We start from the raw sequence: 14,221 nt of genomic DNA on the forward strand, positions 1-14,221 counted from the left end.
TCACACGCCGTCCGTTTCATTGCCGCGCCAGCTTCTCGGCGCCTTAACAGCGCGAATGGACGCGGAGACCACCATGGAAACCCACATCAAGACGGTTGAATTCGAGCGCCCGGATATGCTTTCCGAAGCGCAATCCGGTGCCAGTTGCGTGGCCCACGCTTGGGCCAAGGTGCCGCCGGTGCTGTCGCGCGAGGAACGCGACGAACTGAAGGCTCGCATCAAGCGCCTGCTCAAGGAGCGTGAGGCCGTACTGGTCGCGCACTACTACGTTGACGCTGACCTGCAGGACCTGGCCGAGGAGACTGGTGGCTGCGTGTCCGATTCGCTCGAAATGGCGCGCTTCGGCCGCGACCATTCGGCCAAGACATTGATCGTGGCGGGCGTGCGCTTCATGGGCGAGACCGCCAAGATTCTGAGCCCCGAAAAGACTGTGCTGATGCCGGACCTTGACGCGACCTGCTCTCTGGATCTGGGTTGCCCGCCGGATGAGTTCGCCGCCTTCTGCGACGCGCATCCGGATCGCACCGTGGTCGTCTATGCCAATACCAGCGCCGCTGTGAAGGCTCGTGCCGACTGGATGGTGACCTCATCGATCGGCCTGAAGATCGTGCAGCATCTGCATGCGCAGGGAAAGAAAATCCTGTGGGCTCCCGATCGTCATCTCGGCAGCTACATTCAGAAGCAGACCGGCGCCGACATGCTGATGTGGCAGGGCTCCTGTCTGGTGCACGACGAGTTCAAGGGCGTGGAGCTCGACCTGCTGCGCGCCGAGCACCCGAACGCGAAGATTCTCGTCCACCCGGAATCGCCTGAATCTGTGGTGGCGCAGGCCGATGTGGTGGGTTCGACTTCGCAGCTGATTGCGGCAGCGCAGTCGTTGTCAGCGCAGGAATTCATCGTCGCGACCGACAACGGCATCCTGCACAAGATGCGCATGGCGGCTCCGGGCAAGCGCTTTATCGAGGCGCCGACCGCCGGCAACGCCGCCACCTGCAAGAGCTGCGCGCATTGCCCATGGATGGCGATGAATGCGCTGACCAATCTGGCCGAGGTGCTGGAAACCGGTCGCAACGAGATCCATGTTGATCCCGCCGTCGGTAAGCAGGCCGTGGTCTGCATCGATCGCATGCTGGATTTTGCCGCGCGGGAAAAAGCCGTGGTTCGCCCGCAGGGTGAACTGGCAGCCAACGCGCAACTCTTTCAAGGAATCGGTCCGGCATGACGGCAACCCAGATGAACGCGACGAGCTTTGCTACGGCGGCTCAGGCAATTTTCGATAGCTTTGGCCCGGCACTGCACGAGGCATTGTCCGCCAACGTGGCTGCTGCGATTGCCGAGGACGTCGGCACGGGTGACCGCACCGGTTTGCTGATCCCAGCCGATCGCCATGCGCGCGCGCGGGTGATTGTGCGCGAGACCGCCGTGCTGTGTGGCACGCCTTGGTTCGATGCATGCATGCGCGCCGTTGATCCGACGCTGCGCGTTACATGGCGCCAGCACGAAGGCGACCGCATGGCGCCCGATTCGGTGGTGTGCGAGATCGAAGGTCCGGCGCGATCGCTGCTGACAGCCGAACGCCCGTCGCTGAACTTCCTGCAATTGCTTTCCGGTGTGGCGACAACAACGTCGCGTTACGCTGCGGCCATCGACGGCACGCGCGCCCGCGTGCTTGATACGCGCAAGACGCTGCCGGGCCTGCGCCTGGCGCAGAAGTACGCCGTGCGTATCGGTGGTGGCGAGAACCAACGCCTGGCGTTGTATGACGGCATCCTGATCAAGGAAAACCACATCGCTGCGGCGGGTGGCGTGACGGCAGCCCTGCGTGCGGCGCAGGCACTGAACACCGGGGTGACGATCCAGATCGAGGTGGAAACGCTGACTCAGCTTGAAGAGGCGCTGGCGGCGGGCGCTACGTCCGTGCTGTTGGACAACTTCGAGCCGCCTGCGATGCGTGAGGCTGTGCGCGTGACGGCGGGCAGGGCGCTACTGGAGGTGTCCGGCGGCGTGAACATCGAGACGATCCGCGCGTTTGCCGAAACGGGTGTGGACCGTATCTCCGTCGGCGCGCTGACGAAGGACGTACGCGCGACCGACTTCTCTTTGCGGATCGTCGAGTAAGCCTTAGCGTTTCCGGGCGATCTGCCGATGGGTCGGTTGCATGACCGTCGGCAGCGCCTTGGGCAGCGTCTCGGGGTAGTCGCGCGAGAAATGCAGGCCGCGGCTCTCATGCCGTGACAGCGCACTGTCGACGATCAGCGAGGCAGCCTCGACGAGGTTGCGCAGCTCCAGCAGATCGTGGCTCACGCGGAAGTTGGCGTAGTACTCCGTAATTTCTTCGCGCAACAGGGCGATGCGGTGCTGCGCGCGTTCCAGTCGCTTGTTCGTGCGCACGATGCCGACGTAGTTCCACATCATGCGGCGCAGTTCGTCCCAGTTGTGCGAGACGACGACTTCCTCATCGGCGTCGGTCACGCGGCTCTCATCCCACGCGGGAATCTGCAACGACGTTGGGTTCGAGGGCGGTTGCGCGAGGATGTCCTCCGCCGCGCCACGCCCGATCACCATGCATTCCAGCAGCGAATTGCTCGCCAGCCGGTTGGCGCCGTGCAGGCCCGTGTAGGCCGTCTCGCCCACGGCGTACAGGCCGGCGATATCCGTGCGCCCGAGGTGATCCGTCACCACGCCGCCGCACGTGTAGTGGGCCGCCGGCACCACCGGAATCGGTTGGCGCGTGATGTCGATGCCCAGCTCCAGGCAGCGTGCCATGATGGTCGGGAAATGTTCCTTGAGGAACTCCGGGCTCTGGTGGCTGATGTCCAGATAGACGCAGTCCAGGCCACGCTTCTTCATCTCGAAGTCGATGGCGCGGGCGACGATATCGCGCGGAGCCAGCTCAGCGCGCTCATCGTGCGCCGGCATGAAGCGCGTGCCGTCGGGCAGGATCAGCTTGCCGCCTTCACCGCGCACGGCTTCGGTAATCAGGAATGATTTCGCGAACGGGTGGTACAGACACGTGGGGTGGAACTGGATGAATTCCATGTTCGCTACCCGGCAGCCCGCGCGCCAGGCCATGGCGATGCCGTCGCCGCTGGCCGTGTCCGGATTCGTCGTATAGAGATAGACCTTGCCCGCGCCGCCCGTGGCCATCACGGTTTGGCTCGCGGTAATCGTCTTGACGTGGCCCGATGCAATGTCGAGCGCATACAGGCCATGGCAGCGCATGCCCGGCTGCCCCAGCTTCGCATCGGTAATCAGGTCGATCGCAAAGTGGTCTTCCAGCAGCGTGATGTTCGGGTGGTTGCGTACCTTCTCAACCAGCGTCGTGACCACGGCATGGCCGGTGGCATCGGCGGCGTGGATGATGCGTCGATGGCGATGGCCGCCCTCGCGCGTCAGGTGGAAGCCGAGTTCAGCCTGCTCGTCGCGCGTGAAAGGCACGCCATGGCCGATCAGCCATTCAATGGCCGAGCGCCCGTTTTCGACGATGTAGCGGGTGGCGGCTTCATCGCACAGTCCTGCCCCGGCGATGAGCGTGTCGTCGACGTGTTCGTCATGGCTGTCGCCTGAATCGAGCACTGCGGCAATGCCGCCCTGCGCCCAGTCGCTGGCGCCTTCCGGCAGGCTGCGTTTGCTGATGACGACCACGCGGCGGTGATCGGCTAAGTGCAGGGCGACGGTCAGACCCGCCAAGCCGCTGCCAACAACGGCAACATCGAAATTCATGGAAGACGCGGGAAGCGGTGCGAACACGGCCGGTGGATACCACAGCCGCGTGTCAATTGGAAAGAAGAGCAGTGTACACCCCAGCATGCGCCAAACAGCAGGCAACAAAAAACCCGCCTGAGAGCGGGTTTTTGCTGTCGGTCATGCCGACGGAAACAAGATGCGCAATCCGCGAGGATTACTTGATCTTGGTTTCCTTGTAAGCGACGTGCTTGCGGGCGACGGGATCGAACTTCATGATCTCCATCTTTTCCGGCTTGGTGCGCTTGTTCTTGGTGGTCGTGTAGAAATGACCCGTACCTGCGGTCGATTCCAGCTTGATCTTGTCGCGTCCGCCTTTGCTGGCCATGTTTAACTCCTAATTAGACTTCGCCGCGTGCGCGCAGGTCCACGAGCACTTCGTCGATGCCTTTTTTATCGATCAGGCGCAGACCAGCGTTCGAGACGCGCAGGCTGACCCAGCGGTTTTCGGATTCGACCCAGAAGCGGCGATTCTGCAGGTTCGGCAGAAAACGGCGCTTGGTCTTGTTGTTTGCGTGGGAAACGTTATTGCCGACCATCGGCGCTTTCCCGGTCACTTGACAGACGCGTGCCATGGAGCACTCCTAACTAAATTCGTTGGCTACAGTTTGCGACCGGGCGCTGGGACCAAACCAAGCGCAGCGCCACTGTAGAGGTGGGACTTCAGCGAAACGCGGATTATACACACAAAAGCGCTGGCAAATCAACGAGATCGACGGATTGCTGTTGGGCACCGTGCGATGCGGCATCGGCACTACATTTTGCCGTGTTCGAGGAAGCCGTAGACGTGGCTGCGACCAACGATCATGTGATCCAGGACGATCACGTCGAGCATGGCCAGCGCGCGGCACAGCTCTCGGGTCAGCGTGATGTCGGTTTCGCTGGGTTCAGTATTGCCGGTGGGGTGGTTGTGGGCCAGGATCACGGCGGCTGCATTGTGATGTAGTGCGCGCTTGGCGATCTCGCGCGGATAGACGCGGGCTTCCGTCAGCGTGCCGCGGAAGAGTTCTTCCCAGGCGATCAGCCGGTGTCGTACATCTAGAAAGAAGCAGGCGAACACCTCGTGCGGGCGGTGCCCCAGTGTCAGGCGCAGAAAATCCTTCACGCTTTGTGGAGAGTTAAAGGTCTGGCCCTGGGTGAAATCCTCTTTTAGTGCACGCCGCCCAACTTCGAGCAGCGCGTGCAGTTGCGCGTATTTGGCAGGGCCCATGCCGTTGATCGACGAGAACTCCTGTTGTGACGCATGGCACAGCCGCGCGAGCGACCCAAAGTGCGTGAGCAGCTCGCGGGCTAGGTCGACGGCGCTTTTGCCTGGCATCCCCACGCGTAGGAAGATGGCCAGCAGTTCCGCATCGGAGAGCGCGGCGGGGCCGTGGGCGAGCAGTTTTTCACGCGGCCGCTCGTGGGCGGGCCAGTCGACGATTGCCATAGTTTGGGATCAACGGAGGAAAGGCCCTGCCAGCGAGAGTGCGGCGGGCTTCGCGCCTGCGGCTGCGGGGAGGGCTGACGTACAATAACGGGTTACTTTTTGGTCAAGCAGGTTAAGCGTGCAAAATTTGGTGAACGAGGCGTCCGCGGCGGCGCCAAGCGACGCAGGCAAGGTGGTTGGCCCGGATTCCTTTCTGACGCTGCACTACCGCATCGCGCTGGAAAACGACACGGACATCGTGACGACCTTCGACGACAAGCCGGCCACGCTGCTGCTCGGCCAAGGCCAGATGGCGCCGACGCTGGAACAGGCGCTGCTCGGGATGCGCGAGGGCGAGCGCACGACGTTCCGCCTAGCGCCCGAGCATGCGTTCGGCCCGCGCAATCCGGAGCTGCTGCAGCGCGTGTCGCTGGCCACGCTGCGCGAGAATTCTTCGTTTGAAGAGGATTACCAACCGGGCGACTTGGTTGAGTTCAATGCGCCGAGCGGCGGTAAATATGCCGGTGTGCTCAAGGAAGTCGGCGAAACCTCCGCGCTGTTCGACTTCAACCACCCGCTGGCCGGCCAGACGATCGTGTTTGAAGTCCAACTGATCGGCATTCTCTAATATGAGTAACGCTGTGAACGCCCCGCTTGCCCCCCGCATTGATCCTGTCACACAGGCCGACGCCGAGGTTTTGCTGGCGCAGCCGCGCGGTTTCTGCGCCGGCGTTGATCGCGCCATCGAGATCGTCGAGCGCGCGCTGGAGCTGTTTGGGGCACCCATTTACGTGCGCCACGAGATCGTGCACAACGCCTATGTCGTTGGCGATCTGCGCAACAAGGGCGCGGTGTTCGTGCAGGAACTCGACGATGTGCCCGTTGGCGGCACGGTCATCTTCAGCGCGCATGGCGTATCGCGTGCGGTGCGCGAGGCGGCGGAGGCGCGCGGCCTGCGCGTGTTCGATGCGACCTGCCCGCTGGTGACCAAGGTGCACGTGGAAGTCTCGAAGATGCGTGCGCAGGGTTTCGAGATCATCATGATTGGGCACAAGGGCCATCCCGAGGTGGAAGGCACCATGGGCCAGGCCAACGACGGCATGCTGCTGGTCGAGTCCGTCGACGACGTTGCGCATATTGAGGTGAAAGACCCGACGCGCCTGGCCTACGTGACGCAGACGACATTGTCGGTGGACGAGACCCAGGAGATCGTGGCGGCCATCAAGGCACGCTTTCCGACCGTGCACGAGCCGAAGAAGCAGGACATCTGCTACGCGACACAGAATCGCCAGGACGCTGTGAAGTTCATGGCGCCGCAAGTGGAAGTGGTGATCGTGGTCGGTAGCCCGAACAGCTCGAACTCGAACCGCCTGCGTGAGCTGGCCGAAAAGCTGGGCGTGCCTGCCTATATGGTGGATACACCTGAACAGGTGCGGCCCGAATGGGTGGCCGGCAAGCGCCGCGTGGGCCTGACGGCGGGGGCTTCGGCGCCCGAAGAGCTGGCGCAATCGATCGTCGACCGGCTCAAGGCGCTGGGCGCGCGCACTGTGCGTCCGCTCGACGGCATCCAGGAAAACATGTCCTTCCCCCTTCCGAGGGGTCTTCAAATCAATTGAATACCTTTATGTAAATACCCACTTAAAAGCGCACAAAAACTGTGCGCCCTAATGCGGTGCATAAAGCGCTTTTGAGGAATCAGCGGCCACTTCTTCCCAGAGTGGCCGTTTTGTTTTGTGCGTTGCAAAACCTCTTCAATACCGGCGAAGCCTTGATTTACCGTGGAAAACGCCCGCCAAGCCGCATAAATAGGGGGTTTCCCCTAGTCTGGCACACTTCTTGATAAGCCTATCAGCCGTTCGCGAATGCCTGCGCGAAATGACGCCTGTTTGGGCATTGGGGAAAGCCCGTAAAGCGGCGTAGTTACTGCAAAAATCGTTGTTGCGACGCGTATTGCATCCGCAATAAAAGGGGATACAATTCGCGCGTTTCAAATTGAAACAATCGGCGCGGGGGGAGCGGCCGGGAGGCAGGACGCTCTTCTTGCTCTTGCGAGATCTAGGAGATCACTCATGCAAATTAAGTTTGCCAAAGTTCTGCCGCTTGCGGCTGCCGTGGCACTCGTAGCAGCTTGCGGTAAGAACGAGGAAAAGCCCGCAGACCAAGCTGCTGCACCTGCAGCAACGTCGGCTCCGGCTGCTGCTGGCGGCGGCGAGACCGTCGTCAAGATCGGTCACGCGGCTCCGCTCACGGGCGGTATTGCTCACCTTGGCAAAGACAACGAAAACGGTGCACGCCTGGCCGTTGAAGAAGCCAACAAGGAAGGCCTGACCATCGACGGCAAGAAGATCAAGCTGGAACTGGTTGGTGAAGACGATGCAGGCGACCCGAAGACCGGCACCGCCGTCGCGCAGAAGCTGGTTGACGAGCACGTTGTTGCTGTCGTTGGTCACCTGAACTCGGGCGTTTCGATCCCGGCCTCGAAGATCTACAGCGATGCAGGCATCGTGCAGATCTCGCCGTCGTCGACGAACCCCGACTACACCAAGCAAGGCTTCAAGACGACCTACCGCGTGGTCGCGACCGATGCGCAGCAAGGCCCGGCACTGGCGAACTACGCCGCCAAGACCCTGGGCGCCAAGACCGTGGCAATTGTTGATGATGCCACCGCCTACGGTAAGGGCTTGGCCGACGAGTTCGAGAAGACCGCGAAGGCGGACGGCGTGAACGTCGTGGCGCGTGAGGCGACCAACGACAAGGCGACCGACTTCAAGGCCATTCTGACCAAGATCAAGGGCAAGAAGCCGGACGTGATCATGTACGGCGGCATGGACGCCACCGGCGGCCCGTTCGCCAAGCAAGCCAAGGAACTGGGCATCACGGCCAAGATCGTTGGCGGCGACGGCGTGTGTACCGACAAGGTGGCCGAACTGGCTGGCGACGCAATCGACAACATCGTCTGCTCGGAAGCAGGCCTGGCGCTGTCGAAGATGGAGAAGGGCGCGGACTTCGACAAGAAGTACCAAGACCGTTTCCACACGCCGGTGCAGATCTACGCTCCGTTCACGTATGACGCCGTCAACGTGATCATCGACGCGATGAAGCGTTCCAACTCGACCGATCCGGCCAAGATCCTGGCTGCCATGCCGGCAACCAACTACAACGGCGTGATCGGCAACATCTCGTTCGATGACAAGGGTGACCTGAAGCAAGGTTCCATCACCCTGTACAACTACAAGGACAAGAAGAAGACTGTTCTTGACGTTGTGAAGATGTAATCGAAGGGTTATCCGCCCTAAAAACGGCACCGCGACTACCCCTGCGGTGCCGTTTTTCATAGCCTCGCCAATGAAACAAGGCCCTCACCATGGGCGTGTCGGCAGGCCGCTTACCAGCAACCTCACCTTACCCATCCGATTGATCGCATACCTTGCGGGCACGTCATCCCGTCGCCTACAACAAAGCAAGGCATAGCAGGAGCTGTTCTCATGGATATCTTTATCCAGCAGATCGTGAACGGTCTGGTGCTCGGCAGCATTTACGCGCTGATCGCACTTGGCTACACCATGGTCTACGGTATTCTCGGCATCATCAACTTCGCCCACGGCGATGTTCTGATGGTTGGGGCAATGTCTGCCCTGACTGCCATCAACTTCCTCCAGAAGTACTTCCCCAATCTGCCTGACTGGCTCACGCTGGTGTTTGCACTGCTGTTTGCAATGCCCGTCTGCGCCATCGTGGCCTACACCATCGAACGTGTCGCTTACCGGCCGCTGCGCAATGCGCCGCGTCTGGCGCCGCTGATCACCGCCATCGGCGTGTCGATCGTGCTGCAGACACTCGCGATGATGATCTGGTCGCGCAACCCTCTGACCTTCCCGCAACTGCTGCCTTCGAGCCCGATTGATATCGGCTCCACGGGCGCAACCATTACGGGCAAGGAAATCGTCATCATCGCGGTGTCAATCGTGGTGATGATCGGGCTGATCCTGCTGGTCAACCGCACCAAGCTCGGCCGCGCCATGCGCGCCACCGCCGAGAACCAGCGTGTGGCAGGCCTGATGGGCGTCAACCCGAACTTCGTGATCTCCGCCACCTTCATGATCGGCGCTGCCATGGCTGCGGTCGCCGGCGTGATGATGGCGACCAACTACGGCAATGCTCACTTCTACATGGGCTTCATCCCCGGCCTGAAGGCGTTTACCGCCGCAGTGCTGGGCGGCATCGGCAACCTGGCAGGCGCCATGGTTGGCGGCATGCTGCTGGGCCTGATCGAAGCACTGGGTGCCGGTTATATCGGTGATCTGACTGGCGGTGTGTTCGGTTCGAACTACCAGGATGTGTTCGCATTCATCGTGCTGATTGGCGTGCTGCTGTTCCGCCCGTCCGGCATCATGGGCGAACGCGTTGCGGACCGCGCATAAGAAGGGGAGCGCCATGACAGAAAATTTCAAAGCGCCGATGAAGACGCGCGCCGCGCTGTACGGCTTCCTGATCCTTGCGATCTTCGCGCCGTTCATCGTAGGTGCCGCAGGTGGCAACTATTGGGTGCGCGTGCTGGACTTCGCGCTGCTGTACATCATGCTGGCCCTGGGCCTGAACATCGTAGTGGGCTTTGCCGGCCTGCTTGATCTGGGCTACATCGCGTTCTACGCGGTGGGCGCCTACATGATGGCGTTGCTGGGTTCGCCGCACCTGTCCAACCAATTTGAGTGGATTCACAACCTGTTCCCCAACGGCCTGCACCTTGTTGTCTGGTGGGTGATTCCGCTGGGTGCCGGGTTGGCGGCGTTGTTCGGCATTCTGCTGGGCACGCCGGTGCTGAAGCTGCGCGGTGACTACCTTGCCATCGTGACGCTGGGCTTTGGTGAAATCATCCGGATCTTCATGAACAACCTCGACCGCCCGGTGAACATCACCAACGGTCCGAAGGGCATCAACCTGATCGAGCCGGTCAAGATCTTCGGGTTCGACTTCTCGAAGCGCCATGATTTCTTCGGCATCCGCTTCGACTCGGTCTACATGTACTACTACCTGTTCGTGTTCCTGGCCGCGATCATCATCATCGTGTGCCTGCGGCTGCAGAACTCGCGTATTGGTCGTGCATGGGTGGCGCTGCGTGAAGATGAAATCGCTGCCAAGGCGATGGGCATCAACACCCGCAACATCAAGCTGCTGGCCTTTGCGATGGGTGCGTCGTTCGGTGGTGTGTCTGGTGCGATGTTCGCGTCGTTCCAGGGCTTTGTGTCACCGGAATCGTTCGTGCTGTGGGAGTCGATCTACATCCTGGCGATTGTGGTGCTGGGCGGCATGGGCCATATCCCGGGTGTGATTCTGGGCGGCATTCTGCTGGTGGGCTTCCAGGAACTGCTGCGCGCCCTGGCCGAGCCGGTGCAGAACAAGCTGTTCGGCCATGTGATCGTGGAAGCGGAAGTGCTTCGTCAGTTGCTGTTCGGCCTGGCGATGGTTGGGGTGATGCTGTATCGCCCTGCGGGCCTGTGGCCCTCGCCGCGCAAGGAAGACCGTCCGCAAAAGCAGCGGGCTGGTGGACTGTCCCGTATCTGATGGAGGCACGCACATGAGCAATAACAACGTCCTCCTCTCGATCCGAGGAGTCCAGAAGCGTTTCGGCGGCCTGCAAGCGCTGTCCGACGTGAACCTGGAAATTCGCGAAGGCGAAATCTACGGTTTGATCGGCCCGAACGGCGCCGGCAAGACCACGTTCTTCAACGTCATCACGGGCCTGTACACGCCTGACGCAGGCGAGTTCGTGCTGGCCGGCACGCCCTACCAGCCGACCGCCGTGCACGAAGTGGCCAAGGCTGGCATTGCGCGCACGTTCCAGAACATCCGCTTGTTCGGCGACATGACCGCGGCAGAAAACGTCATGGTCGGCCGTCACGTGCGCACCAAGGCCGGCTTGATCGGCGCGGTGTTCCGCACCAAGGCTGCACGCGAGGAAGAGCAGTCGATCGAAGACTGGGCGCACGACCTGCTGGACTACGTCGGCATCGGCAAGTACGCCAATTACACGGCGCGCAACCTGTCGTACGGTCACCAGCGTCGTCTGGAAATCGCACGTGCCCTGGCCACGCAGCCCAAGCTGCTGGCCCTGGACGAACCGGCCGCCGGCATGAACGCCACCGAAAAGGTGGAACTCCGTGGCCTGCTCGACAAGATCCGTTCCGACGGCAAGACCATCCTGCTCATCGAGCACGATGTGAAGCTGGTGATGGGCCTCTGCAACCGCCTGACCGTGCTGGATTACGGCAAGGTAATCGCACAAGGCCTGCCGCATGAAGTGCAGAGCAACCCCGCCGTGATCGAGGCCTACCTCGGCGCGTCAGCGCACTGACGCAGAGGAACGGAATATGAAACCAGTAATGTTGAAGATCGACAGCCTGAAGGTCGCGTACGGCGGCATCCAGGCGGTCAAGGGCGTGGATCTGGAGATTCGCGAAGGTGAGCTGGTCACGCTGATCGGTGCCAACGGCGCCGGCAAGACGACCACCATGAAGGCCATCACCGGCCTGCAGGGCTGGGCCGGCGGTGACGTGCAGTATCTGGGCAAGTCCATCAAGGGCGTGCCGAGCTACAACCTGCTCAAGCAGGGCCTGGCGATGGTGCCGGAAGGCCGCGGCGTGTTCGCGCGCATGACCATCGTCGAGAACCTGCAGATGGGTGCCTTCACGCGCAACGACGAGGCCAACATCAAGGCCGATATCGACCGCATGTTCGGCATTTTCCCGCGCCTGAAGGAGCGTGCAAACCAGCTGGCCGGCACGATGTCGGGCGGCGAGCAGCAGATGCTGGCCATGGCGCGTGCGCTGATGAGCCAACCGAAGCTGCTGTTGCTGGACGAGCCGTCGATGGGTCTCTCGCCGATCATGGTGGAGAAGATCTTCGAGGTCGTGCGCGACATCTCGGCGCAAGGCGTGACCGTGCTGCTCGTTGAGCAGAACGCGCGCCTGGCGCTGCAGGCAGCGCACCGCGGCTACGTGATGGACTCCGGTCTCATCACCATGAGCGGCGATGCCAAGCAGATGCTGGACGACCCGAAGGTGCGTGCCGCCTACCTGGGCGAGTAAGCACCCTCAAGCACCACGAGAAAGCCCCGCGATTGCGGGGCTTTTTCTTTGCGCGTGACCAACGCTTCAGGCAGATGCCGCCGTGTAGATGTTCGGCCGATGCAACTGCATGAACCCGACGCCCTCCGGCACATCGGTAAAGCCGTGCTTGCGATAAAGCCAGTCGGCGCCCGTTGTCACCAACACTGTGCGGCGCAGCGTCTGCAAGTCAGGGTGCTCGCGCAGGAAGTCCATCAACGCGTGGGAGATACCTTTCCCACGCCAAGCCTGCAGCACGAACACATCGCACAAGTACGCGAACGTTGCACGATCGGTGATGACACGCGCAAAACCAACAAGCTCGCCATGTGAGCCATCGCCGTTCAGTCGATAAGCGGCAAGGCACATCGAATTTGCGATCGATCTGTCGAACACATCGCGTGGCAGGCCGCGGGCCCAATACGTTTCCTGCGAGAGGAAGTTGTAGATGTCGTCCAGCGGGAGCCACGCGGAATCATCAGACAACACGATCCCCGTGGCCGAAACTTCTCGCGTCACGGCCATGGCAAACCTCAAGGGGGGAACTGCGATGGAGCGATGAAGGGCGACGCATTGCGCGCCGCCCCGGGGTCATGCGATGTGCTTTAGGCGTGCGCTTTCAGCAGCGTGCGCAGCATGCCGATCATCGTGTCGATCTCTTCGGTCGTCACGTTCAGCGCAGGCATGAAGCGCAGGATGTTCGGGCGCGGGGCGTTCAGCAGCAGGCCCGTCGGGTTCATCTCGCGGGCGGCTTCCACCAGTTGGCCGCCAATGTCCTTGCCGAGCAGCAGCGCGCGCAGCAGGCCGTTACCGCGTTCGCCGGCCAGGCCGAACTCTTCGCTCAGCTTGAGCAGTTGCGTGCGCAGATAGGCGCCGCGTTCTTGCACGCCGGCCAGGAAGCCCGGGGCCAGGAGTTGCTCGATCACCGAGCAGCCGACGGCCGTCATCAGCGGGTTGCCGTTGTAGGTGCCGCCCTGATCGCCGGCCTCGAAGCTGGCGACTTCATCCGTGCACAGCAGGGCCGAGAGCGGCACGCCGCCGCCGATGCCCTTGCCCAGCGTCATGATGTCCGGCTCGATGTTCGAGAGCTGATAGGCGAAGAGGGTGCCGCAGCGGCCGCAACCGGCCTGCACTTCATCAACGATCAACAGGATCTTGTGCTTCTTGGTCAGCGCGCGCAGCTGCTGCATGAATTCCGGCGTGGCCGGCAGCACGCCGCCTTCGCCTTGCACCGGCTCAAGCATCACGCCGACAGTCTCGTCGGTGATGAGCGCTTCCACCGAGGCAATGTCGTTCAGGATGGCTTTTGGGAAGCCCGGTACCTGCGGCGCGAAGATGGTGTCCCAGCCGGTCTTGCCCGACGCGCTCATGGTGGCGAGCGTGCGGCCGTGGAAGCTGTGGTCGAACGTGATGATCTGGAACGCGCCGTTCTTGTGCTTCTTGCCCCACTTGCGAGCGAGCTTGATGGCGCCTTCGTTGGCTTCGGCGCCGCTGTTGGCGAAGAACACCTTGTCGAAACAGCTGTGCGCGGTCAACAGGCCGGCCAGCTTGGCCATTGGCTCGTTGTAGAACGCCGGGCTCGGGTTGATCAGCTTCCTGGCCTGCGCGTTCAGCGCTTCGATCATGCCGTCATTGGAGTGGCCGAGGCAGTTGACGGCCCAGCCTTGCACGAAGTCCAGATATCGCTTGCCGTTGTGGTCCGTCAGCCACGAGCCCTTGCCTTCGGTGAAGACGATCTCGGGCCGATTGGTGATGTACATCAGGGACTGGACGGGGTAGTCAGCAAACGCCATGGCAAAGCTCCAGAAAAAGGCGGCAGGAAGATGAAAAACCGAAAAAACGCGAGTTGGAAAAAGACAAAGGCCACGGGGGTTGCCCCGTGGCCTTGTGATCGTCGAATCCTGTGAACCCGATATGCAATCAGCAGACAGCCGCGTGGCTTCCCGGAGGGAGCAACGTACGGCGG

General features: G+C 61.8%; 15 protein-coding genes. 9 read left to right on the forward strand and 6 right to left on the reverse strand.

The window, feature by feature from the left end; translation table 11 throughout:
- The first annotated feature begins 73 nt into the window (after window positions 1-73).
- Both nadA and nadC read left to right on the forward strand, forming a co-directional pair.
- Window positions 74-1,222: a quinolinate synthase NadA gene (gene nadA / locus M1D44_RS02980; RefSeq protein WP_024974978.1), complete on the forward strand. Its 1,149-nt coding sequence runs from the start codon at window positions 74-76 to the stop codon at window positions 1,220-1,222.
- Window positions 1,219-2,118 carry a carboxylating nicotinate-nucleotide diphosphorylase gene (gene nadC, locus M1D44_RS02985; protein ID WP_316684123.1) on the forward strand — a complete coding sequence of 300 codons (900 nt, stop codon included), beginning with the start codon at window positions 1,219-1,221 and terminating at the stop codon, window positions 2,116-2,118. Before nadA ends, nadC begins: the two co-directional genes overlap by 4 nt.
- Window positions 2,119-2,121: 3 nt before the next feature.
- On the opposite strand, the gene nadB is transcribed toward nadC, so the two are convergent.
- From nadB to radC, 4 genes are all read right to left on the reverse strand, one after another.
- Window positions 2,122-3,723 carry an L-aspartate oxidase gene (gene nadB / locus M1D44_RS02990; RefSeq protein WP_316684122.1) on the reverse strand — a complete coding sequence of 534 codons (1,602 nt, stop codon included), beginning with the start codon at window positions 3,721-3,723 and terminating at the stop codon, window positions 2,122-2,124.
- A gap of 178 nt (window positions 3,724-3,901) precedes the next feature.
- Window positions 3,902-4,072, reverse strand: a complete 171-nt coding sequence (gene rpmG / locus M1D44_RS02995; RefSeq protein ID WP_003262397.1) for a 50S ribosomal protein L33 — start codon at window positions 4,070-4,072, stop codon at window positions 3,902-3,904.
- A 13-nt stretch (window positions 4,073-4,085) separates the two neighbouring features.
- Window positions 4,086-4,319, reverse strand: coding sequence for a 50S ribosomal protein L28 (gene rpmB / locus M1D44_RS03000; RefSeq protein WP_004631999.1), 234 nt, complete (start codon window positions 4,317-4,319; stop codon window positions 4,086-4,088).
- Between the two features lie 179 nt (window positions 4,320-4,498).
- Window positions 4,499-5,173, reverse strand: a complete 675-nt coding sequence (gene radC, locus M1D44_RS03005; RefSeq protein WP_024974981.1) for a RadC family protein — start codon at window positions 5,171-5,173, stop codon at window positions 4,499-4,501.
- Between the two features lie 118 nt (window positions 5,174-5,291).
- Between radC and M1D44_RS03010 the strand changes: the two genes are divergently transcribed.
- The 7 genes from M1D44_RS03010 to M1D44_RS03040 all read left to right on the forward strand — a co-directional run bounded on the left by M1D44_RS03010 (window position 5,292) and on the right by M1D44_RS03040 (window position 12,237).
- Window positions 5,292-5,780 carry an FKBP-type peptidyl-prolyl cis-trans isomerase gene (locus M1D44_RS03010; protein WP_024974982.1) on the forward strand — a complete coding sequence of 163 codons (489 nt, stop codon included), beginning with the start codon at window positions 5,292-5,294 and terminating at the stop codon, window positions 5,778-5,780.
- Window position 5,781: 1 nt separating this feature from the next.
- Window positions 5,782-6,768, forward strand: a complete 987-nt coding sequence (gene ispH / locus M1D44_RS03015) for a 4-hydroxy-3-methylbut-2-enyl diphosphate reductase (protein ID WP_112183895.1) — start codon at window positions 5,782-5,784, stop codon at window positions 6,766-6,768.
- Window positions 6,769-7,221: 453 nt separating this feature from the next.
- Window positions 7,222-8,427 carry a branched-chain amino acid ABC transporter substrate-binding protein gene (locus M1D44_RS03020; RefSeq protein WP_024974984.1) on the forward strand — a complete coding sequence of 402 codons (1,206 nt, stop codon included), beginning with the start codon at window positions 7,222-7,224 and terminating at the stop codon, window positions 8,425-8,427.
- A gap of 210 nt (window positions 8,428-8,637) precedes the next feature.
- A complete protein-coding gene (locus tag M1D44_RS03025) occupies window positions 8,638-9,573 on the forward strand; it encodes a branched-chain amino acid ABC transporter permease (protein WP_024974985.1) in 936 nt (311 codons plus the stop codon).
- Window positions 9,574-9,586: 13 nt separating this feature from the next.
- The gene (locus tag M1D44_RS03030) at window positions 9,587-10,714 is read left to right on the forward strand and encodes an ABC transporter permease subunit (protein WP_024974986.1); all 1,128 of its coding nucleotides are present in this window, start codon (window positions 9,587-9,589) and stop codon (window positions 10,712-10,714) included.
- A gap of 13 nt (window positions 10,715-10,727) precedes the next feature.
- A complete protein-coding gene (locus M1D44_RS03035) occupies window positions 10,728-11,504 on the forward strand; it encodes an ABC transporter ATP-binding protein (RefSeq protein WP_024974987.1) in 777 nt (258 codons plus the stop codon).
- A gap of 16 nt (window positions 11,505-11,520) precedes the next feature.
- Window positions 11,521-12,237 (forward strand): ABC transporter ATP-binding protein, encoded by a 717-nt coding sequence (locus M1D44_RS03040; RefSeq protein ID WP_009241298.1) that lies wholly within the window; start codon window positions 11,521-11,523, stop codon window positions 12,235-12,237.
- Window positions 12,238-12,303: 66 nt separating this feature from the next.
- On the opposite strand, the gene M1D44_RS03045 is transcribed toward M1D44_RS03040, so the two are convergent.
- Entirely contained in the window at window positions 12,304-12,780 is a 477-nt protein-coding gene (locus M1D44_RS03045; RefSeq protein ID WP_316853103.1) for a GNAT family N-acetyltransferase, read from the reverse strand.
- 80 nt (window positions 12,781-12,860) lie between these two features.
- Complete coding sequence (locus M1D44_RS03050) at window positions 12,861-14,048, reverse strand: acetylornithine transaminase (protein ID WP_316853104.1); 1,188 nt, start codon at window positions 14,046-14,048, stop codon at window positions 12,861-12,863.
- Window positions 14,049-14,221 lie beyond the last annotated feature (173 nt).

The sequence above is a fragment of the Ralstonia sp. SA306 genome, assembly GCF_054792405.1.

Coding starts and splice junctions, on each gene's coding strand:
- ispH (WP_112183895.1), top strand. CDS start 5,782: ATGAGTAACGCTGTGAACGCCCCGCTTGCCCCCCGCATTGATCCTGTC.
- M1D44_RS03045 (WP_316853103.1), bottom strand. CDS start 12,780: ATGGCCGTGACGCGAGAAGTTTCGGCCACGGGGATCGTGTTGTCTGAT.
- M1D44_RS03040 (WP_009241298.1), top strand. CDS start 11,521: ATGAAACCAGTAATGTTGAAGATCGACAGCCTGAAGGTCGCGTACGGC.
- radC (WP_024974981.1), bottom strand. CDS start 5,173: ATGGCAATCGTCGACTGGCCCGCCCACGAGCGGCCGCGTGAAAAACTG.
- nadA (WP_024974978.1), top strand. CDS start 74: ATGGAAACCCACATCAAGACGGTTGAATTCGAGCGCCCGGATATGCTT.
- M1D44_RS03035 (WP_024974987.1), top strand. CDS start 10,728: ATGAGCAATAACAACGTCCTCCTCTCGATCCGAGGAGTCCAGAAGCGT.
- nadB (WP_316684122.1), bottom strand. CDS start 3,723: ATGAATTTCGATGTTGCCGTTGTTGGCAGCGGCTTGGCGGGTCTGACC.
- M1D44_RS03050 (WP_316853104.1), bottom strand. CDS start 14,048: ATGGCGTTTGCTGACTACCCCGTCCAGTCCCTGATGTACATCACCAAT.
- rpmG (WP_003262397.1), bottom strand. CDS start 4,072: ATGGCCAGCAAAGGCGGACGCGACAAGATCAAGCTGGAATCGACCGCA.
- rpmB (WP_004631999.1), bottom strand. CDS start 4,319: ATGGCACGCGTCTGTCAAGTGACCGGGAAAGCGCCGATGGTCGGCAAT.
- M1D44_RS03030 (WP_024974986.1), top strand. CDS start 9,587: ATGACAGAAAATTTCAAAGCGCCGATGAAGACGCGCGCCGCGCTGTAC.
- M1D44_RS03025 (WP_024974985.1), top strand. CDS start 8,638: ATGGATATCTTTATCCAGCAGATCGTGAACGGTCTGGTGCTCGGCAGC.
- M1D44_RS03020 (WP_024974984.1), top strand. CDS start 7,222: ATGCAAATTAAGTTTGCCAAAGTTCTGCCGCTTGCGGCTGCCGTGGCA.
- nadC (WP_316684123.1), top strand. CDS start 1,219: ATGACGGCAACCCAGATGAACGCGACGAGCTTTGCTACGGCGGCTCAG.